This window comes from Pyxidicoccus sp. M15 (assembly GCF_056858435.1).
Genome location: NZ_CM166495.1, coordinates 9786849 through 9805608, shown reverse-complemented (window position 1 = coordinate 9805608; position 18760 = coordinate 9786849). Strand labels below are relative to the sequence as shown.

Genomic DNA, 18760 nt, shown 5'->3' with positions numbered 1-18760 from the left:
AAGGGCTCAGAGCCCCGTGCCGGTGCTGGGGCCCTTGCTCTCGGAGACGGAGGGCAGGTCCGTCTGGGCCTGCTGGGGCGGCGGACGGTTGACCCGGTCTCGCAGCTCCTTGCCCGTGCGGAAGAGCAGTCCGCGCTTGGGCTTCACCGGGATGACCTGCCCCGTCTTCGGATTGCGGCCCTGGTAGCCCTGGTAGTTCTTCACGTGGAAGGCACCCAGGCCGCGAATCTCGATGTTCTCCCCGCGGCAGAGGGCATCCTTCATCGACTCGAAAATCGTCTCGATGGTGGCCTCAGCCTGCTTCTGCGTCACGCCCCGCTTGGCGACGAGGATGTTGATCAGATCGGACTTGAGCATCGGACGCTCCCGCAAACCCGGTGACCCCTTGGAAACAGGGCACTCTGGCCCTCGGTCGAATCCTGAAAACATAACAGAACGCATCCCCCATGCAAGCGAGGTGGACAGCCAACCACCCAGAACCTCTACGGATTTCCGCCAGCCGCAATCCTGGGAGGCGCGGAGGCTACGGGCTCGGCCAGGCCGGGGCGCAGATGCACCACGAGGTCCAGCCAGCGGGTGCGGCGCAGCAGATCGATGCCGGCGCAGTCGGCCGCCTGGAAGAGGGGCTCCATCTGCTCGAAGCCCGGGGCGCGCGGGCCGCTCCAGGTCTCCGAGTCGCCGCTGATCATCACCCCGTGCACCGCCAGCGTGGTGTCCGCCAGGGTGAGGGTGGCCGGGTCCCTGGCGGGACGGAGGCCGCCCCGGCGCAGGCGTTGGAGCAGCTCCGCTTCCACCATGCGGTCCACGACTTCGTGGACGAGCGACTCGGGGACCCGCAGGCGGGTCGCCAGCTCGCGGGGCGTGGGGGCTTGCGTCCCATCCACCCAGGCCAGCGTGCTCTCCTGGGCGATGCGCGAGGCCACCAATTCGTGCGCGCGCGGGTGGGAGCCGAAGGCGAAGAGAGAGTCCCGGAAGGCGGCGTGCTCCACGGCATAGGACAGCCGGGCCCCGAAGAGGAGGAGCAGCCAGCTCACGTACACCCAGGCGAGGAACAGGGGCAGGGCGCTGAGGGAGGCGTAGATGGGGTTGTGGCGGAAGCTGCGGAGCGCGAACTCGGCGTAGACCTGCTTGGCCACCATCCACCCCATGCCCGCCACCAGTCCCCCCGCGAGGGCCGAGCGCACGCGCACGTGCGAGTAGGGCGTCCAGTAGTAGAGCAGCGTGAGGCTGGCGATGGCGACGAGGGTGGTGCCCAGGAAGATGAAGGCGTGGGCGTGGGGCGCGTGGGTCTGCAGGAAGTCGCGGACCTTGCCTGTCCCCGAGAAGGAGACCGCGAGGAAGAAGGGGCCCAGCAGCAGCAGTCCCCCGTAGATGAGCAGGCGCACGCCCCAGGGACGCTGGCGGCGGATGCCCCACAGCTCGTTCACCGCGCCATCGAGCTGCCGCAGCAGCGAGCCCGCCGACATCATCACCGCGAGGAAGCCCACGCTGCCGATGGCGATGCGGTTGCTGGGCTGCAGGAACCGGTCGAGGAACTCGGACGTCTTGCCCACCACGCCCGGGTCCAGCAGCTCACCGACGACCCGGCGCAGCTCGGCCTTGAACCCGTCCTGGTGGAGGGCCGTGAGCAGCACCAGGGCCACCGTCAGCAGCGGCACCAGCGAGAACATGCTGATGTACGTGAGCGCGGCGGCCCGCAGCCGCAGGTTCTCTCCACGGAAGCCCTGGGCCACGGTCCGCGCGGCCATGAAGGTATCCGTCGCGAAGCGCCCCACCTGGGTGCCCTGTACTGGCGTCCAGAGCCGGAGGGCCCAGGCCACCGTCCTGTCCCGCGTCGCCCGCAGCCACGGAAGTGGATTGGCCGTCACGGTTTCCCCCAGGCGCTGCGTGTCGGGTGGGCATGCGCCCGCCCGCGACGGGCGATACGGCGCCTCGTAAGGGTCGGCCCGCGTGGGGGAAAGGGAGAAGTCATCCGAGGGAGCTGGCCGGGCCCGGAGCGGACAACGCCCCGCGGCAAGGGGACTCCAGGCTAGCCAATTCGCGGCCCCCGGGGCCAGCCCACCCCAGGGGGCATGGGCGGCCAGCGCATCCCATCCGACACAGCTGTGCGGCACGGAGGTCGCGCCGGAAGGATTCACGGCGAGGAAGGGCGGTGCACGCCTGCTCCCTTGCCCTGCGTCCGTCATGCCGCCGCAGGGCGACGACTCGGATTCAGCGGAAGGGGCACCCTTGCCCTGCGTCCGTCATGCCGCCCTGGGGCGACGGCTCGGGTTCAGCGGAAGGGGCAGTGCGCTTGCCCCTGCTGCACTGCCTCCGTCACGCGGCCTCAGGGCCGCGTGACGGATTCAAACGCCTGTCGCTCAGGTCGTGCCGCCGCCCGACGGCTCGGAGCCGCCGCCCGACGACGCAGGCGGAGTCGAAGGCGGCGGGGCACCACCGCCCTCGTTTCCGCCAGAGCCGCCACCCGTGGACGAACCCGAGCCACCACCGCGCTCACCGCCGCGGTCACCACGCTCACCGCGCTCGCCCCGGTCGCCGCGCTGCTCGCCACCCCGGCGCTCACCGCGTTCGCCGCCCCGGTCACCGCGTTCGCCGCGCTGCTCGCCGCCGCGCTCACCGCGTTCGCCGCGCTGCTCGCCACCGCGCTCGCCGCCCCGCTCACCACCCCGGTCGCCGCGCTGCTCACCGCCGCGCTCGCCCCGCTCACCGCCCCGGTCGCCACCGCGCTGCTCACCGCCCCGGTCACCCCGGGGACGGTCGCCGCCCCGGTCGGGCCGACGGCCCTCGCGCCGGTCATCGCGCCGGTCGCCACCGCGGTCTCCGCGCTCGCCACCGCCGCGGTCGCCACGCTCGCCCCGGTCGCGGTCCCTGCCGCCGCCCCGGCGGCCCTGGTCCTGGCGCCCGTAGCCGCCGCCGCCGCCGTTGCTGTCCGGCTTGCGCTGCTGCATGGCCAGCTCGCCATCACCGGAGCCTGGTGACGAGGCCACCTTGTGCTCGGGGCCCGTGGCCGAGCGGCCGTAGATGTCGTACTGCTCGCGGTGGTAGTTCTGCTGCGCCTTGACCTGGATGGACTTGTTGTACCGGTCCATCAGGTGGCGCAGCTCGTTGCGCTCCTCGCCCTGGAGCAGGCGCGCCACTTCCGCGTTGCAGTTGATGACCAGCGTGGAGTCCTTGTAGCCCGGCGCCTCGCGGCGGATCTCCCGGAAGATTTCGTACGCCACGGTGGTGGCCGTCTTCACGAAGCCGTTGCCGTCGCAGTACGGGCAGTCCTCGTGCAGCATGCGGCCAATGGACTCGCGCACGCGCTTGCGCGTCATCTCCACGAGGCCCAGCTCGGAGATGCGCAGCACGTTCGTCTTCGCCTTGTCGCGGCCCAGCGCCTCCTGCAGCGACTTGAAGACCTTGTCCCGGTTCTGCGCCTTCTCCATGTCGATGAAGTCGCAGATGATGATGCCGCCGATGTTGCGCAGCCGGAGCTGGTAGACAATCTCCTTGGCCGCCTCGACGTTGATCTTCGTAATCGTCTCTTCGAGGCTCTTCTTGCCGACGTACCGACCCGAGTTGACGTCGATGGCGGTGAGCGCCTCGGCCTGGTCGATGATGAGGTAGCCGCCGCTCTTCAGCCACACCTTGCGCTGGGTGGCGCGCTGCAGCTCCTGCTCGATGCCGTACGCGTCGAAGACGGTGTCGTCGCCCTCGTGCAGCGCCACCCTGTCGCGCAGCGCGGGGTCCTGCGCGGTGACGAAGCCGAGGATGCGCTCGTACTCCTCGCGGTCATCGACGACGAGCTTCTCCACGTCGTGCGCGAAGAGGTCTCGCGTGGCGCGCAGGATGAGGTCCAGGTCCGGGTGCAGCAGGCCCGGGCCGCCGCGCTTCTCGTTGCGGCGCACCACCTGGTTCCACACCTCGATGAGGAACCGGATGTCGCTCTCCAGCTTCTCCTGGGGAACGTTCTCCGCCACCGTGCGGACGATGAAGCCCGTGCCGGGCGGCCGCATCTTGTCCACGATGTCGCGCAGCCGCCGGCGCTCCTTCTCGTTGGAGATGCGGCGGCTGATGCCCACGTGGTCCACCGTGGGCATGAACACCAGGTGACGGCCGGGGATGGAGATGTGCGAGGTGAGCCGCGCGCCCTTCGTGCCGATGGGGTCCTTGGAAATCTGGACCACGACCTCCTGGCCCACCTTCAGCAAGTCCTCAATCTTGTCCGTCCGGCGCTGCTTGGGCTTCTCCTTGTCGTCGTCGCGCTTGTCGCGGCGCTTCTCCTCCGGACGCCGGCCCTTGTCCTTCTCGCGGTCCTTCTCACGGCCCTCGCGGGCGCGGGGCTCGCGGGCCTCCCGCGCCTCGCGCGGCGTGCGGCGCTCACCGGAGACCTCGGCGGGGCGCGCGGCCGGCGCGGACTCACCACCGGCGGGCGGGGGAACGATTTCGCCCAGCGCGGCGGCCGCCGCCGGAGGCGGCTCCGCCTGAAGCATCGCCGCCGCCAGGGCCGCGGCGGTGGCGCTCGCGTCGGAGACCTCCGGGGCGGAGCCAGACTCCGGGGCTGCGACGGCGGCCTCGGGAGCGGCCGGCGCTGCGGCTTCGGGGGCGGCGGGTGCTGCGGCCTCGGCCACCGGCGTCGCTTCCGTCACCTCGGGCACCGCGACGGGGGCCTCGGCGGAGGCCTGCGCCTCGGGCGCCGCGCTGACTGCGGGGGCTTCCCCGGCGGCCGGCGCCGCGGCCTCGGCCGGAGCGGGCGTGCTGTCCGAAAGAATCACGGCCGGCGCGTTGGCGGCCAGCTCCATGACGGTGTCGCGCGGCAGGGACTCGGCGAGGTGCAGGGCGGCCTCGCCGGTCAGCTCCTCCACCTCCGCCTCCACCACGGGGCCGTGGACGTGGGCGGCCTCGGCCGCGTCGGCCTCGGACTCGGTGGGGACTTCCGGCGCGTCCTCGTGCTCGCCCTCGGTCAGCTCGAACTGGGCGCGCGCGAAGTCCGGGTCGTAGACGACGTCGCTGACGTAGAGGAAGGCGGCCTTCTCCAGGCCGATGTCGACAAAGGCGGCCTGCATGCCCGGGAGCACCCGGACGACCCGGCCCTTGTAGATGTTTCCGACGACTCCCTTGTCCTTCTTACGCTCGAGGTAGAACTCCGCGATGTGGCCGCCCTCGACGAGCGCCACACGAGTCTCGCGACCCGCGGCGTTGATGACCAGGATGCTGCTCATGGATGAATCCTGCACGCGCGCGCGGTAGGGCGGACCTCACCGGACGGGAGGCGGCAAGACGCCGCGCCTCCGAGCACGCTGCGAAGGGAGAGGCGGCCTCCGGCGGACCTCCGACGAACCGGCCCCGCCCGGACTGTCCGGGTAGGGTTCGTGTCGCACTGTCGAGGACCGAGGGGACCACCGCCTGCTCCTCCGAGTTCATGTCGCCCCGCATTGCGACCGGCACCGTACCGGGCGGGGCCTTGTCTTCACACGCGCTCGAGTCCCTCCACCACGTGCGGGCCACCCGCTCTTCTATCCGCACCCGGTCGGTGCCCGTCTGGGGCCACCTTGGGGGGGCGACTGGAGCCTCGGTGCAGCCGGCGCGCCCGGAGGAGACCGGAGACGCAACCCGTCAAAATCCCTACCGGACATGACCCCCGACAACGCGGGGCGTCATACAACCGTCCAGAAACACGGAGAGTTTTCCACCCCCTGCCCGTGGTGTAAAGCCGAGAAACGGCTTCCATCCACTGTCTGGCAGATGATGGGCGCCTGCCCGGCCGGGCTTCAGGCCTGGGCCGGGGCCTGCTTGCGGCCTTCGGGTTTGTCCAGCCGCCCGCGGGGCCGGCGCACCAGCCTCAAGCCCGTCCAGGTGGCGTCGATGAGGCAGATTTTGTTGTCCACCAGGCCGATATCCAGGGCCGCGTGGCGGACGAAGTCCTCGGAGAGGCTCGTCTTGACGCCCTCGCCGCCGGGCCAGCACACCCAGATGCCGCCGGTGAGCGCCATGGCGCGCGCCAGGGCCGGAAGCCGCTGCACCAATTCCTGGGCGTCCGAGGTGAAGAAGAGGATGACATCCAGGCCTGTCTGCGCGGTGATGAGGAACTCCACCCCATCCGGCAGCGGGTTGAGCTTCTGCACGAAGCCCCGCGGCGGGTTGATGACGGAGACCTTGGACCCGGCCCGGATGCCCAGCATGGCCGGCAGGGATGCCAGCGCGTAGGGCGTCATGACGTGCGCTCCACGATGAATTGACTGAACTCGCCGGTGGCCTCGCCGTCCGTGCGCGCCACGTCCGTGACGCGCGCCTGCTGCGGACCGCGATGACACCACCGGGTGAACTCTTCCAGCACGCCCGGCGCGCCCTCCGCCACGGCCTCCACGGCGCCGTCGGAGCGGTTGCGCACCCAGCCGGTGAGGCCCAGGCGCGAGGCTTCGATGCGGGCGCTTTCCCGGAAGAAGACGCCCTGCACCTTGCCCTCGATTCGCAGCGTGACTCGCCGCGCGCCACTCATGGACCCCAGACCTCACCCTCTGGCGTTGGCCTGCAACAGCTGCAGGAACGCCTGCTCGTCCAGGATTCTTACCCCGAGTTCCTGGGCCTTCTTCAGCTTGCTACCGGCATCGTCGCCGGCAACGAGAAAATCGGTCTTGCGCGAGACACTTCCCGCCACCTTGCCACCACGCCGTTCGACTTCTTCCTTCGCCTGCTCGCGCGTCATGCCCGTCATGGCCCCGGTGAGCACCACCGTCTTTCCCACGAAGGGGCCTCCGGTGGCCACCTGCGGGGGGGCCGGGGAGACGCCCGCACGCAGCAGGGCCTCCACCGCCTCGCGGTTCTGCGGCTCCTGGAAGAAGGCGTGGATGACCTGGGCCATGACGGGGCCCACGTCCTTCACTCGGGTGATTTCGTCCAGGCTGGCGGTGAACAGCTGGCGCACGTCCGGGAAGGCCTCGGCCAGGGCCTTGGCCGTGGCGTCCCCCACGTGGCGGATGCCCAGCGAATAGAGGAAGCGGCGCTGCGTGGACTGCTTGGAGTGCTCCACCGACGCCAGCAGGTTGTCCGCGCTCTTGTCGCCCATGCGCTCCAGCGTCAGGAGCTTCTCCTTCGTGAGCGCGTACAGGTCCGCGAAGGTCTTCACCGTGCCGGTGGCCACCAGCTGCGCGGCCAGCTTGTCGCCCAGGCCTTCGATGTCCATCGCGATGCGGCTGGCGAAGTGGCGGATCTTCTCCACCAGCTGCGCGGGGCACGAGGCGCCGGTGCAGCGGATGATGGCCCCGTCCTCGTCCTTCACCGCCACCGCGCCGCACACCGGGCAGTGCTTCGGGAACTCGAAGGGCTTGGAGTCCTCGGGCCGCTTGGACGGCACCACGGAGACGATTTCCGGAATCACGTCTCCGGCGCGGCGCACGAAGACGGTGTCGCCCCGGCGCACGTCCTTGCGGCGCAGCTCGTCTTCGTTGTGCAGCGTGGCGCGCGCCACGGTGACGCCGCCCACCTTCACCGGCTTGAGGTGCGCCACCGGCGTCAGCGCGCCCGTGCGGCCCACCTGGATGCCGATGTCCTCCACCAGGGTGGACTCCTCCTCCGGGGGGAACTTGTACGCCACCGCCCAGCGCGGACTCTTGGAGACCTGGCCCAGGCGGCGGCGCAGGTCCCCGTCGTCCACCTTCACCACCATGCCGTCCACCTCGAAGGGCAGCTCGTGGCGGCCCTGGAGGGAGTCGTCATGCGCCTTGCGCACGCCGTCGATGCCCTCGGCGCGGACGTAGCGGTTGATGGGCAGGCCGAGCGTCTTGAGGTACTCCAGCTTCTCGATGTGCGACTTGAAGTCGGGCACGCCGTCGCCGGGGACGCACTCGTAGAGGTAGATGGACAGCGGGCGCGCGGCCGTCTCCTTCGGGTCCAGCTGACGGAGGCTGCCCGCGGCGGCGTTGCGCGGGTTGGCGAAGAGCGGCTCGCCCTCCTCCTCGCGCTTGTCGTTGAGCTTCTTGAAGTCCGCCTTGCGGATGAAGACCTCGCCGCGCACCTCGAGCAGCCCGGGCACCTTCACGCCGCCCTGCGGGAGCAGCTCCATGGGCAGGCTGCGCACGGTGCGCAGGTTGGCGGTGACGTCCTCGCCGGTGGTGCCGTCGCCGCGCGTGGCGCCCTGGATGAAGACGCCCTTCTCGTAGCGCAGGGAGATGGCCAGGCCGTCGAGCTTCGGCTCGCACACGTAGGTGACGGAGGGCAGCCCCACCAGCTTGCGGATGCGCTCGTCGAACTCCTGCAGGCCCTCGTCGTCGAAGATGTTGGCCAGCGAGAGCATGGGGACGCGGTGGACCACCTCCCCGAACTCGTCCACCGCCGCGCCGCCCACGCGCTGGGTGGGCGAGTCCGGCGTCTGCAGGGTGGGGTGCTTCTCCTCCAGCCCCTGCAGCTCGCGCATCAGCTTGTCGTACTGCGCGTCGCTGATCTCCGGCGAGTCGAGCACGTAGTAGCGGTAGTTGTGGTGCGCCAGCTCATGGCGGAGCTCGCGGGCTCGGGCTTCGGCTTTCTGGAAGTCGTCCACGATGTGCGGTCCTTACCTCAAATCCCACCACCAGAGGGGACGCCACGCGCCGGCCTCCGGTGTCCGCGCAATCTAGAGCGCCTCACCGACATGACGTGATGTCCTTGCGCCACTCTTCCCACGATGCGCGGGAGCCGGTCCGCGATGCCCACCCGTGAAGTAGGACGCGGGGGCCGTGGCGGCTCCGGTGCGCCGCTCGGGGTGGCGCACCGCCGCGGTGAAGAACCCATGGAGACGGGCCGGCCGGGGCGGACGGGAGGCCCGGCCAGGGCGGGTGGGGAAGGGGAGGGCGGAGCGGCGCGTTGCCTTCCCCTGCGGGGGGCGCCGTGCGGCAACCCGCGGGGTCCTTGCTTCCGCGACGGGCCGTGACATGCAGGCGGGGGCCCCGTCCCGGAAATGTGCCGGCCCCGCTCTCCTGTTGGTCATCAGGAAGAGAGGGACCCCGGACAGCAAGGATGCCTTGACAGGTCCGGAGGGGGTCAATAACGTCCCCCGGCGGTTCATGGCGCAGGAGTTTCAACGGCGCCGTCTCTCCCAACCAACAGGCTCACGCCCGCGCAGTCCCGTTCAGGGATTCCGGCGGGGCCGTCCTCCTGGAAGGTGCTTCCGAGGGCCGCGGACATTTCCGCAGCATTTCCCCCGTCCGACGCCTCGGTCGCCCCGCTCCTCCCCAAGCGTTACAGACATGCGTAAAGCCCGTACTTCGAGAGAGAAGGTTGCCGCCACCGAGGTCGCCGTGGAGGCCGACGTGGAGAAGCCTCGCCGCAAGCGCGCCGCGAAGACGGCCGACCGCGACGACACGGAGAAGCCCGCCCGTGCCCGGCGCACCCGCCGCGACGACGACGTCGCGGCCGAGCCCGAGGCGGCCCCCGAGCCGCCCCGCCCGGTGCTCACCCCCATTTCCCGCCCCGTGCGCGACGACGACATCCAGGAGGCGCGCCTGTCCGGTGGCGACGAGGAGCAGCCGGCCGCCACGCTGGCGCCTCCTCCAGAGGCCCCCGAGGCCCCTGCCTTCACGGAAGTCACGCGTGACGGCGCGCCGATGCAGGTCATCAAGCTGAACGACCTGAAGCGGATGAAGATCACGGACCTGGCGAAGATGGCCCACGACACGGGCATCGAGGGCTACCAGGGCCTGAAGAAGCAGGACCTCATCTTCGCGCTCCTGGGCGGCATCGCCGACAAGCGCTTCGAGGTCCACGCGGAAGGCGTGCTGGAGCTGCTCAGCGACGGCTTCGGCTTCCTGCGCAGCGCGGACAGCGACTACCAGCCCAGCCCGGACGACATCTACGTGTCCCCGTCGCAGGTGCGCCGCTTCAACCTGCGGCCCGGCGACACGGTGACGGGCCCCATCCGCCAGCCCCGCGAGGGCGAGCGCTTCTTCGCGCTCCAGAAGGTGGACAAGGTCAACTTCGCGGACCCGATGTCGGACGCGGCGCGCGAGCGCATCCTGTTCGACAACCTCACGCCGCTCTATCCGACGCGCAAGCTCAAGCTGGAGCACGAGTCGTCGGAGATGACCACGCGCATCATCGACATGTTCTGCCCCATCGGTCTGGGCCAGCGCTGCCTCATCGTCGCGCCGCCCAAGGCCGGCAAGACGGTGCTGCTGCAGAACATCGCGCACGCCATCAGCCGCAACCACCCGGACGTGTACCTCATCGTGCTGCTCGTGGACGAGCGCCCCGAGGAAGTCACGGACATGGAGCGCAGCGTGCGCGGCGAGGTGGTGTCCTCGACGTTCGACGAGCCCGCCACGCGCCACGTGCAGGTGGCGGAGATGGTCATCGACAAGGCCAAGCGCCTCGTCGAGCAGAAGTACGACGTCTGCATCCTCCTGGACTCGATCACGCGTCTGGCGCGCGCCTACAACACGGTGGTGCCCGCGTCCGGCAAGATTCTGTCCGGCGGCGTGGACGCCAACGCGCTCCACAAGCCGAAGCGCTTCTTCGGCGCCGCGCGCAACATCGAGGAGGGCGGCTCGCTGACCATCATCGGCACCGCGCTCATCGACACCGGCAGCCGCATGGACGAGGTCATCTTCGAGGAGTTCAAGGGCACCGGTAACTCCGAAATCGTCCTGGACCGGAAGCTGATGGAGAAGCGCATCTTCCCGACGCTGGACATCAACAAGTCCGGCACGCGCAAGGAGGAGCTGCTGTTGACACCGGGCGACCTCGTGCGCATCACCGCCCTGCGTCAGGTGCTGCACCCGTTCACGCCGATTGACGCGATGGAATTTGTGCTCAAGCACATGCGTCCGACGCCGTCGAACGCCGACTTCCTCGGCTCGATGAACCGGTAAGCCACCGGAAAAAGGAGCGCCCATGCGTCGCCCCCTGCTGGTCCGCCTGCTCACCCTTGTCGTGGGGATGACACTCGGAGCCCTGGCAGGGTGCGACCTGGGCACCCTGGACCCGCCGACGGAGGACCCTCCGCCGGTGCTGTCCAACGCCACCTGCTACACCGATGACGACTGCGTGGCCGACGCCTGCTGTGGGCTCGGCACCGCTGTCACCCACGCGACAGAAGGGCCGAGCTGTGGCGGCATCTCGTGTACGGGCGGCTGCCCGGCGGGCTCCATCGACTGCGGCCGCTGCATCCCCGTCTGCCGCGGCTCGCGCTGCTCCGCCGCCTGTACCTCGGGCCCGTGAGGGCTTGAAGGTCCGGCCGGCGTGACGCGCTCAGGCCGCGGGCGCCCGCGGTGCCTCGGCCTCCGCCGTTGCCACCACGGGCGCCGGCTGGGCCTTGAGGCGCGCGTAGTCGAAGCACGCCACGAGGATGGACGCGACGGGCACGGCGAAGAGGGCGCCCACCAGTCCGAAGAGCCGCTCCCCGGCGATGAGGGAGAAGGCGACGATGACGGGGTGCAGGTGCGCGGCCTGGCCCATGATTTTCGGATTGAGGAAGTACGCCTCCAGCGCGTGGATGCCGACAATCCACGCCAGAATCGCCAGGGCCTTCCGGAAGTCGTCCGCCAGCGCGATGAGGACGATGGGCACCGAGCTGAGGATGGTGCCGAAGATGGGGATGAGGCTGAAGAGCGTGGCGATGGTGGCCAGCAGGAACGCGAACTTCACGCCGAACACCAGCAGCCCCACGAAGGTGAGCGCGCCGTTGACGATGCAGATGGTGACCTGGCCGCGCACCACGCCCGCCAGGGAGCGGTCGATGCGCTCGACGAGCTGGCGCGCGTCGTGGGTGTACTCGGGCGGAATCAGCGTACCGACGTAGCGGCGGATGGCCTGCGCGTCGATGGAGAAGAACGCGCCCACCATCAGCACGAAGAACAGCATGAAGACGCCCGCGGCCACCCCGGCGACGATGGTGCGCGACACGCTGACGATGTCGCCCAGGTTCTCTCGCACCAGCGACGAGGCGCGCTTCACCGTGTCGCCCAGCAGCTGCTCCAGGTCCAGCGCGAGGCTGAACTGGCCCGTCTGGGCCGCGTCGTCAGCGCCCTCCAGCGCGCGGGTGGAGAGGGCCACGGGGATGCCCCGGTTGCTCAGCCACGTCTCCCCCCGCTGGGCCAGCTCCTGCACGTGCTCCGGGGTGAGCGTGTTGGCGAAGGCCATGGCGTCGCGGCTGACGCGGGCCAGCTCGCGGTAGAGCTGCGGCACCAGTGCGACGAAGAAGAGGTACACGCCCACGAAGAAGCCGGCGTAGATGAGGAGAATCGCCACCCAGCGCGGCACGGGCCGGCCCGCCACCTTCACGCGGGTGATGCGCGCGACGAGCGGCTGCACGAGGTACGCGATGAGCGCCGCGCCGGCGAACGGCATCACCACCGAGCGGAAGGCGACCAGCGCCACCGTGATGGCCAGCCACAGCGCCGCCAGGATGAGCAGTCGCTTGCGTCGTTCGTCCGTCGGGGTGCGGATGCCGGGAGAAGGGTCCAGGGGCTGCAACATGGCACGGGCTTATGGCAGTGCCTCCCCTCTGACAAGAGCAGGCGCGCTCCGGCCGCCCCTCGTCACGCCCGCGTCAATCCGGAGTCCCTGTAGCTCTACAGCGGCGCCGGCCCCGCGAGGGCAGGCGGGCAGGCGCAGCGTCCTTCAGGCGCTGGGTGCTGCAACGAACCGGAGCTTCGCTTCCAGCCGGTCCAGGCAGTCCTGCATGTGCTTGCGCTTGACGCGGCCCCCGGTGGCCTCGCCCAGCCCCGTCATCTGCTCGGTGAGCCAACGACTGAGGAACAGCAGCGGCAGCCGGTCGTCCGGCCCCAGGCCCCGCTCCAGGTAGCGCTTGTTGCGCATGTACTCGTCGTAGGCGTCCGCCTCGTGCGCCAGCTCCCAGCGCGTCAGCCGCAGGGCCTCCGTGTAGACGGCGGGCGCGGGGCGCGGGCGGGGCTCGGTGAAGAGGGGCGCGAAGTTGCCGCCCGTGTCCAGGTCCAGCTCCTGCACGGGTGGGGGCCACTGCTGGAGGTCCTTCGCCAGCAGCTTCGCCACCTCCTCCAGGAGGTGGTCCACCAGGGTGACGGGCTTGAGGTCGAAGAGGTGGTCCCAGCGCGACGGCATGCCTTCCTCTCTACCTCAGGACGCGGAGGCCGGCAGCGACAGCGCGCGCAGCACCGGGGCCGGCGCGGGCTCGCCATAGCCCAGGGCCAGCTCGCGGCGGATGACCTCGTACACCGCCCGCCTGGTGAGCAGCTCGCCATGGTCCACGCCGGGCACCTCCACGTTGAAGACGTTGGGCTGCCCCTCCACGTCCACCACGGCGGAGGGCCAGCGCGTCACCCCGTCGTCGCGCGAGTAGAGGGACACCAGGCGCACGTCGCGCGGGAAGGCCCCCATCCGCAGTTGCTTGAGGAAGGGGGATACCGGCGTGAGCTGCCACATGCTGCGGCTGAACCAGCCCAGCGTCGCGCAGCCCAGGTACGCCAGCCGCGAGCCCCGGTGCGGCGTGCCCAGCGTCACCAGGCTGCGCACGCGCTGGTCTCCGCCCAGCCGCTTCACGTAATAGCTGCCGATGAGGCCGCCCTTCGAGTGGCCGATGATGGTGAGCGGCCCCATGCCGGGGAAGCGCGAGTACATGCGCTCCACCTTCTCGCGCACCTTCCGGGCCAGCACGTCGATGCCGTAGGTGTTGAAGCGGTCCATCGCCCCGCCCAGGTGGATGGACCAGACGCAGTAGCCGTCACGCCGCAGCCGGTGCTCCAGCACCTCGAAGACGCGCCGGGTGCTGAAGAAGCCGTACAGCAGCAGCACCGGCTTGGGGCAGTGCGTGAAGTCCGTGCGCCGCACGACGCGGTTGGCGTTCGGGTCCAGGTGCACATAGCCCGCGAGGTCCCGAAGCTGGCGCTTCCACCGGCGGTAACGCAGGACGAGAGGATTCATGTCTCACCTGGGCGCTCGGGGCGCCGCATGTGAGCAGGATAGGGAGCGTGTGCTGTGCGTGCCGGCCTGCCCTCCGCGGAGACGCGGCGCAACGCGGAATGCTCAACGTCCCGCGTCGCCCCCGAGGGAGCCACCGTCGGAAATCCCACCATCCCCCGTCCCACCGTCCGGAGCCCCCGCGTCCGTGCCGCCATCGCCGCCCTGGCAGCACGCCGGCACCTGCGCGAAGTACAGGCCCGCCTGGGAGCAGGGGACGCGGATGTCGCGGAGGTAGGCGCTGCAGCCCCGTACCATGCGGCTTCCCTCGCACACGGGAGCGCCCGCGTCCGCCGGGCTGCATGCCGTCAGCTCCAGCGCGCACACCGCGCGCGAGCGGTAGAAGCGCGCGTCGTTGCGGTTGCCGGGAACGACGGTGCAGGTGGCGCCCTCGTCGCAGTCCTGCACGGTGGGCCCGGTGGAGCAGGGGCCCACGGCGCAGGCACTCTCGCAGTTGAGGGCCTCCGTGTCGTCGCAGCGCGGGGCCTGGGCGCACAGGTCTCCGCCCGAGCAGGCGGAGGTGAGGAGGACGAGGAGGACGAGCAGGGGTGCGGGACGCGGCAAGTGGGGCCTCGAGCGGGTCAGGTGAAGCGCTCGAGGAAGTTCACCAGGATTTGCCTCCCGGAGGGAGTGGGAGTGATTCCCGCGAGCAACCGGGGCACCCGCTCTCCCGGCGCGGCGCCTCTCGCGACGGCGTCCCGCTCCAGGCTCTCCTGCCTCGCCAGGATGATGGCGCGGATGGCGTCGGCGGGGGCCTCCGGGTGGAACTGCACGCCGCGCACGTTCGGCCGGAAGGCCAGCGCCTGCGCGGCCGTGTTGGCGTTGCCCGCCAGGACGCGCGTGCCCTCGGGCAGCTGGGTGACGATGTCCTCGTGGGTGGCCTGCACGGCGAAGCGCTCGGGCAGCCCGTCGAAGAGAGGGTCCTTGCGGCCCTCCTCGGTGAGGGCCACCTCCACGGTGCCCGTCTCCCGGCCGTTCGGGTTGCGGGCCACGCGGCCGCCGTACGCATGCGCGAGCAGCTGCTGGCCGAAGCACACGCCGAGCACCGGCGTGCCGCGCTCGCCCGCCTCCATCATGAAGGCCGCGGCGCGCTCCATCCACGGCGCCAGCTGCGTCACCGAGAGCGGAGAGCCCGTCATCATCACCGCGTCGTAGCCGTCCGGGCTCCTGGGCAGCGGGGCGTCTCGGTGCACGTGGAGGATGTCGAAGTGGTAGCCGGACAGTCCGATGGTTTGCAGAAACCAGCGTTCGTAGTCGCCCACCGAGAGGCGCACGGACTCGGCCGCGTCGCCTGCTTTCAGCAAGAGGACGTTCTTCACCGTCGCAGGTTGCCGCATCCGTGCCTCGTTCCTAACGTCTCGTGCCACGCGTGTCCGCTCCTGAGCATTGGGAGGGGGCCGCCTGTGTGACCCGGGGCATCCCGATGATGGACGCTTGCTCGCTCACTCTTCGGCTTCCCGCCCTCAAGTTGCACATCGACAGTCCGCTCGACGAGGCCACCGGGCACGGTGGCTGGAAGGAATGAATCCATGCCGACGCGTCCCAAGGCGAAGGTCCTCACGCATCCAGCCATGGCCCGGAGGGCCCGCACCAAGGAGCGCGAGCCCACCCGTGGCGGCGTTTCCCGTGTCGCCAACGGGACGGACACCCTGCGCCGCTGGCTGGACGAGAAGGGCGTGAAGAAGGTGAAGGTGGGCGCGGTCGACATCGACGGCGTCTGGCGCGGCAAGTACATCTCCCTGGAGAAGTTCCTCAGCGCCGCCAAGGGCGGGCTGGGCTTCTGCGACGTCGTCTTCGGATGGGATTTGGGCGACGAGCTGCTCGACAACACCCAGGTGACGGGCTGGCACACCGGCTACCCGGACGCCCACGCGAAGGTGGACACCTCCACCGGGCGCGTCATTCCGTGGGAGCCGGACACCGCGGCCTTCCTGCTGGACTTCGTCAACCCGGACGGCTCGCCGTTCGAGGCCAGCCCGCGCCAGCTGCTGCAGAAGATTTCGGCGCAGGCGCGGGAGCTGGGCTACCTGCCCCGCTTCGGCGCCGAGTACGAGTTCTTCATCTTCAAGGAGCAGCCGCAGAGCCTGAGGGAGAAGGGCTTCCAGGAGCTGACGCCGCTGACGCCGGGCATGTTCGGCTACTCGTGGCTGCGCACCTCGCAGAACGCGCCGCTGGTGCACGCGCTCATCGACGGGTGCAACGGCTTCGGGCTCGACATCGAGGGCTTCCACACGGAGACGGGCCCGGGTGTCTTCGAGGCCGCCATCCGCTACGACGACATCGAGAAGTCCGCCGACAAGGCCGCGCTCTTCAAGACGGTGGTGAAGGAAATCTGTGCCCGCCACGGCCTCACCGCGTGCTTCATGGCGAAGGTGAACGCGAAGCTGCCGGGGTGCTCGGGGCACGTGCACCAGTCGCTGTGGGACTTGAAGGGCGAGAAGAACCTCTTCCACGAGGAGGGCGCTCCGCACGGCATGAGCCGGATGATGCGGCACTACATCGGCGGGCAGCTGGAGCTGATGCCGGAGTTGACGGCGCTCTACTGGCCCACCATCAACAGCTACAAGCGCAGCGTGGAGAACACGTGGGCGCCCACCACCGCGACGTGGGGCCTGGAGAACCGCACCACCGCCATCCGCGTCATCGGTGAGAACGCCAAGGCGATGCGGATTGAGTACCGGCAGCTCGCCGCGGACATGAACGCGTACATCGGCATGGCGGTGAGCCTGGCCGCGGGCCTGTGGGGCATCCGGAACAAGGTGGAGCCGCCCGCGGCGTGCAACAGCAATGCGTATGCGGAGGCCGACGCCCGGCCCCTTCCCCGCAACCTGAGGGACGCGGTGGCGCTGCTGAAGAACAGCGAGCGCGCGCGGGAGATTCTGGGCGAGGGCTTCGTGGACCACTTCGTGCGCACGCGCGAGTGGGAGGTGCGCCAGTACGAGCGCGCCGTCACCAACTGGGAGCTGGAGCGCTACCTGGAGCTCATCTGATGAGCACGACGGAGGAAGCAGTCATGAAGCCGTTCGACATCCCCACCGAGCCCCGTGTCACGGAGATGGCATGGCCCACGCGCATCGTCTTCGGCGCGGGCGCCCTGCAGCGGCTCCCCGCCCAGGCGCAGCGACTGAAGATGAAGCGCCCGCTGCTGGTGACGGACGCGGGCGTGGTGAAGGCGGGGCTGGCCGCGCGCGTGCTCGACGTCATGAAGGGCGCGGGCCTGGAGTGCGCCGTCTTCGACCGCGTGGAGCCCAACCCCACCGAGCGCGACGTCTTCGCCGGCCTGGAGGCGTACCGCAAGGGCGGCTGTGACGGCATCGTCGCCCTCGGCGGCGGCAGCGCGCTGGACGCGGGCAAGCTGGTGCAGCTGCTCACCACGCACGAGCCGCCGCTCAGCCGCTATGACGACGCGAAGGGCGGCGACCAGTACGTGCGTGATGACTTGCCGCCGCTCATCGCCATTCCCACCACGGCGGGCACGGGCTCGGAGGTGGGGCGCTCGGGCGTGGTGACGCTGGAGGACACCGGCCGCAAGACGGTGATTTTCAGCCCGCACCTGCTGCCGCGCGCGGCCATCTGCGACCCGGAGCTGACACTGGGGCTGCCTCCCGGCGTCACCGCGGCCACGGGCATGGACGCCTTCACGCACTGCCTGGAGGCGTACCTGGCCAACGGCTTCCACCCGCTGGCGGACGCGGTGGCCATCGACGGCATCCACCGCGTGGGCCGCTCGCTGGTGACGGCGGTGAAGGAGGGCAGCAACCTGGCCGCGCGCACGGACATGATGGTGGCCGCCATGGAGGGCGCCATGGCCTTCCAGAAGGGCCTGGGCGCCTGCCACGCATTGGCGCACGCGCTCACGCCCATCTCCGGCGTGCACCACGGCCTGTCCAACGCCATCGTCCTGCCCGTGGTGATGGAGTTCAACCGTGCGGTGTGCACGGCGCGGCTGGCCCGGGTGGCGCAGGCCATGGGGGACACGTCCAACGCGCGCGAGGAGGTGCTCGCGAGCAACGCCATCGACCGGGTGCGCCGGCTCAACGCGGCCATCGGCATCCCCTCGCGGCTGCGCGACGCGGGCGTGCAGGAGAAGGACCTGCCGAAAATCGCGGACAAGGCCTTCCAGGACGCCTCGCACCAGGGCAACCCGCGCAAGGTGACCGAGGCCGACCTGCTGGCCATGGCCCGCGAAGCCTTCTGACGTCAGGGCTCACCGACGTCGGACCGGGGGAGGCCGAGCGCCTCCCCCGGAGGCTTCAGGGCGACTCGTCGGAGGCGCCCGGCCCACCCAGGGTGCCGCCATCCGGGAGCACCGGGGCGCCGCCCGTGCCGTTGCCATTGCCGTTGGACGTGCCGGCATCCACCTCGCCGTGCGAGCCCACCACCGCGCCCGTCACGGGTGGGGCGGACTCCTCGGGGGTGAACTCCAGCGTCTCCACGAACACACGCCCGGGCAGGCGCAGGTCCATGGCATTGATGCGCTCCTGGCCGCGCAAGTCGTAGAGCTGCTGCGCCACCGGGCCCGCGGGGACGCGGTCGTCGGAGAAGAAGATGTACATCCGCACCTTCCCCTCCTGGACGGGGATGCGGAAGCTCGTGTTGGCCACGGGCCTGTTCGGGTCGCACCGGATGGAGCGGTTCTCCCGGGTCAGCGTGAGCTGACGGATGATGCCCTTCTCCGACACCGTGTAGAGCATGCAATAGGGGAGCTGTCCCTCCGAGGGGATGACCTCCACCGTGGCCGCACCTGTCTTCCGAAGCTGCGCGCGAGCGGGCCGGTCCGACTTCTTCCCGTCACAGCTCCCACCCAGCGCCAACACTGCCGTCACCGCCAACACCGCGCTCCAGCGCTTCATGTGTCCCTCCCGAGGGGCGT

At 70.4% G+C, this 18760-nt stretch carries 16 protein-coding genes; 4 read left to right on the top strand and 12 right to left on the bottom strand.

Features of this window, described 5'->3' with window-relative positions; translation table 11 throughout:
- Positions 1–6 precede the first annotated feature (6 nt).
- The 6 genes from ACX9TP_RS36245 to ligA all read right to left on the bottom strand — a co-directional run bounded on the left by ACX9TP_RS36245 (position 7) and on the right by ligA (position 8518).
- Positions 7–357: an HU family DNA-binding protein gene (locus tag ACX9TP_RS36245; protein WP_163995233.1), complete on the bottom strand. Its 351-nt coding sequence runs from the start codon at positions 355–357 to the stop codon at positions 7–9.
- A 125-nt stretch (positions 358–482) separates the two neighbouring features.
- Positions 483–1868: a YhjD/YihY/BrkB family envelope integrity protein gene (locus ACX9TP_RS36240; RefSeq protein WP_482975221.1), complete on the bottom strand. Its 1386-nt coding sequence runs from the start codon at positions 1866–1868 to the stop codon at positions 483–485.
- Positions 1869–2360: 492 nt separating this feature from the next.
- Positions 2361–5204: an Rne/Rng family ribonuclease gene (locus ACX9TP_RS36235; RefSeq protein ID WP_482975220.1), complete on the bottom strand. Its 2844-nt coding sequence runs from the start codon at positions 5202–5204 to the stop codon at positions 2361–2363.
- 549 nt (positions 5205–5753) lie between these two features.
- Entirely contained in the window at positions 5754–6197 is a 444-nt protein-coding gene (locus tag ACX9TP_RS36230; RefSeq protein WP_206725572.1) for a DUF3052 family protein, read from the bottom strand.
- Positions 6194–6481: an acylphosphatase gene (locus tag ACX9TP_RS36225; RefSeq protein ID WP_482975219.1), complete on the bottom strand. Its 288-nt coding sequence runs from the start codon at positions 6479–6481 to the stop codon at positions 6194–6196. Before ACX9TP_RS36225 ends, ACX9TP_RS36230 begins: the two co-directional genes overlap by 4 nt.
- A 12-nt stretch (positions 6482–6493) precedes the next feature.
- On the bottom strand, positions 6494–8518 hold the full coding sequence (gene ligA / locus ACX9TP_RS36220) for an NAD-dependent DNA ligase LigA (protein ID WP_482975218.1): 2025 nt from the start codon (positions 8516–8518) through the stop codon (positions 6494–6496).
- 685 nt (positions 8519–9203) lie between these two features.
- On the opposite strand from ligA, the gene rho reads away from it, so the two are divergent.
- Together rho and ACX9TP_RS36210 are read left to right on the top strand one after the other, a co-directional pair.
- Positions 9204–10823: a transcription termination factor Rho gene (rho, locus tag ACX9TP_RS36215; protein ID WP_482975217.1), complete on the top strand. Its 1620-nt coding sequence runs from the start codon at positions 9204–9206 to the stop codon at positions 10821–10823.
- A 22-nt stretch (positions 10824–10845) separates the two neighbouring features.
- Positions 10846–11172 (top strand): hypothetical protein, encoded by a 327-nt coding sequence (locus ACX9TP_RS36210; RefSeq protein WP_482975216.1) that lies wholly within the window; start codon positions 10846–10848, stop codon positions 11170–11172.
- A gap of 30 nt (positions 11173–11202) precedes the next feature.
- Here ACX9TP_RS36210 and ACX9TP_RS36205 read toward each other — a convergent pair whose 3' ends face one another.
- From ACX9TP_RS36205 to ACX9TP_RS36185, 5 genes are all read right to left on the bottom strand, one after another.
- A complete protein-coding gene (locus ACX9TP_RS36205; protein ID WP_482975215.1) occupies positions 11203–12429 on the bottom strand; it encodes an AI-2E family transporter in 1227 nt (408 codons plus the stop codon).
- 144 nt (positions 12430–12573) lie between these two features.
- Complete coding sequence (locus ACX9TP_RS36200) at positions 12574–13032, bottom strand: hypothetical protein (RefSeq protein WP_482975214.1); 459 nt, start codon at positions 13030–13032, stop codon at positions 12574–12576.
- A 15-nt stretch (positions 13033–13047) separates the two neighbouring features.
- The gene (locus tag ACX9TP_RS36195) at positions 13048–13851 is read right to left on the bottom strand and encodes an esterase/lipase family protein (RefSeq protein WP_482975213.1); all 804 of its coding nucleotides are present in this window, start codon (positions 13849–13851) and stop codon (positions 13048–13050) included.
- Between the two features lie 102 nt (positions 13852–13953).
- Positions 13954–14451 carry a hypothetical protein gene (locus tag ACX9TP_RS36190; RefSeq protein ID WP_482975212.1) on the bottom strand — a complete coding sequence of 166 codons (498 nt, stop codon included), beginning with the start codon at positions 14449–14451 and terminating at the stop codon, positions 13954–13956.
- A 17-nt stretch (positions 14452–14468) separates the two neighbouring features.
- On the bottom strand, positions 14469–15224 hold the full coding sequence (locus ACX9TP_RS36185; RefSeq protein ID WP_482975211.1) for a glutamine amidotransferase: 756 nt from the start codon (positions 15222–15224) through the stop codon (positions 14469–14471).
- Positions 15225–15416: 192 nt separating this feature from the next.
- Here ACX9TP_RS36185 and ACX9TP_RS36180 point away from each other — a divergent pair, with 192 nt between their 5' ends.
- Together ACX9TP_RS36180 and ACX9TP_RS36175 are read left to right on the top strand one after the other, a co-directional pair.
- Positions 15417–16877 carry a glutamine synthetase family protein gene (locus tag ACX9TP_RS36180; protein WP_482975210.1) on the top strand — a complete coding sequence of 487 codons (1461 nt, stop codon included), beginning with the start codon at positions 15417–15419 and terminating at the stop codon, positions 16875–16877.
- A gap of 23 nt (positions 16878–16900) precedes the next feature.
- Positions 16901–18085, top strand: a complete 1185-nt coding sequence (locus ACX9TP_RS36175) for an iron-containing alcohol dehydrogenase (RefSeq protein WP_482975209.1) — start codon at positions 16901–16903, stop codon at positions 18083–18085.
- 55 nt (positions 18086–18140) lie between these two features.
- On the opposite strand, the gene ACX9TP_RS36170 is transcribed toward ACX9TP_RS36175, so the two are convergent.
- Positions 18141–18740 carry a hypothetical protein gene (locus ACX9TP_RS36170; RefSeq protein WP_482975208.1) on the bottom strand — a complete coding sequence of 200 codons (600 nt, stop codon included), beginning with the start codon at positions 18738–18740 and terminating at the stop codon, positions 18141–18143.
- Positions 18741–18760 lie beyond the last annotated feature (20 nt).

What these genes read in the sequence shown, in the direction of transcription:
- ACX9TP_RS36170 (WP_482975208.1), bottom strand. Translation starts at nt 18,740, where the DNA reads ATGAAGCGCTGGAGCGCGGTGTTGGCGGTGACGGCAGTGTTGGCGCTG.
- ACX9TP_RS36205 (WP_482975215.1), bottom strand. Translation starts at nt 12,429, where the DNA reads ATGTTGCAGCCCCTGGACCCTTCTCCCGGCATCCGCACCCCGACGGAC.
- ACX9TP_RS36230 (WP_206725572.1), bottom strand. Translation starts at nt 6,197, where the DNA reads ATGACGCCCTACGCGCTGGCATCCCTGCCGGCCATGCTGGGCATCCGG.
- ACX9TP_RS36245 (WP_163995233.1), bottom strand. Translation starts at nt 357, where the DNA reads ATGCTCAAGTCCGATCTGATCAACATCCTCGTCGCCAAGCGGGGCGTG.
- ACX9TP_RS36225 (WP_482975219.1), bottom strand. Translation starts at nt 6,481, where the DNA reads ATGAGTGGCGCGCGGCGAGTCACGCTGCGAATCGAGGGCAAGGTGCAG.
- ACX9TP_RS36235 (WP_482975220.1), bottom strand. Translation starts at nt 5,204, where the DNA reads ATGAGCAGCATCCTGGTCATCAACGCCGCGGGTCGCGAGACTCGTGTG.
- ACX9TP_RS36175 (WP_482975209.1), top strand. Translation starts at nt 16,901, where the DNA reads ATGAAGCCGTTCGACATCCCCACCGAGCCCCGTGTCACGGAGATGGCA.
- ACX9TP_RS36180 (WP_482975210.1), top strand. Translation starts at nt 15,417, where the DNA reads ATGCCGACGCGTCCCAAGGCGAAGGTCCTCACGCATCCAGCCATGGCC.
- ACX9TP_RS36200 (WP_482975214.1), bottom strand. Translation starts at nt 13,032, where the DNA reads ATGCCGTCGCGCTGGGACCACCTCTTCGACCTCAAGCCCGTCACCCTG.
- ACX9TP_RS36185 (WP_482975211.1), bottom strand. Translation starts at nt 15,224, where the DNA reads ATGCGGCAACCTGCGACGGTGAAGAACGTCCTCTTGCTGAAAGCAGGC.
- rho (WP_482975217.1), top strand. Translation starts at nt 9,204, where the DNA reads ATGCGTAAAGCCCGTACTTCGAGAGAGAAGGTTGCCGCCACCGAGGTC.
- ACX9TP_RS36210 (WP_482975216.1), top strand. Translation starts at nt 10,846, where the DNA reads ATGCGTCGCCCCCTGCTGGTCCGCCTGCTCACCCTTGTCGTGGGGATG.
- ACX9TP_RS36195 (WP_482975213.1), bottom strand. Translation starts at nt 13,851, where the DNA reads ATGAATCCTCTCGTCCTGCGTTACCGCCGGTGGAAGCGCCAGCTTCGG.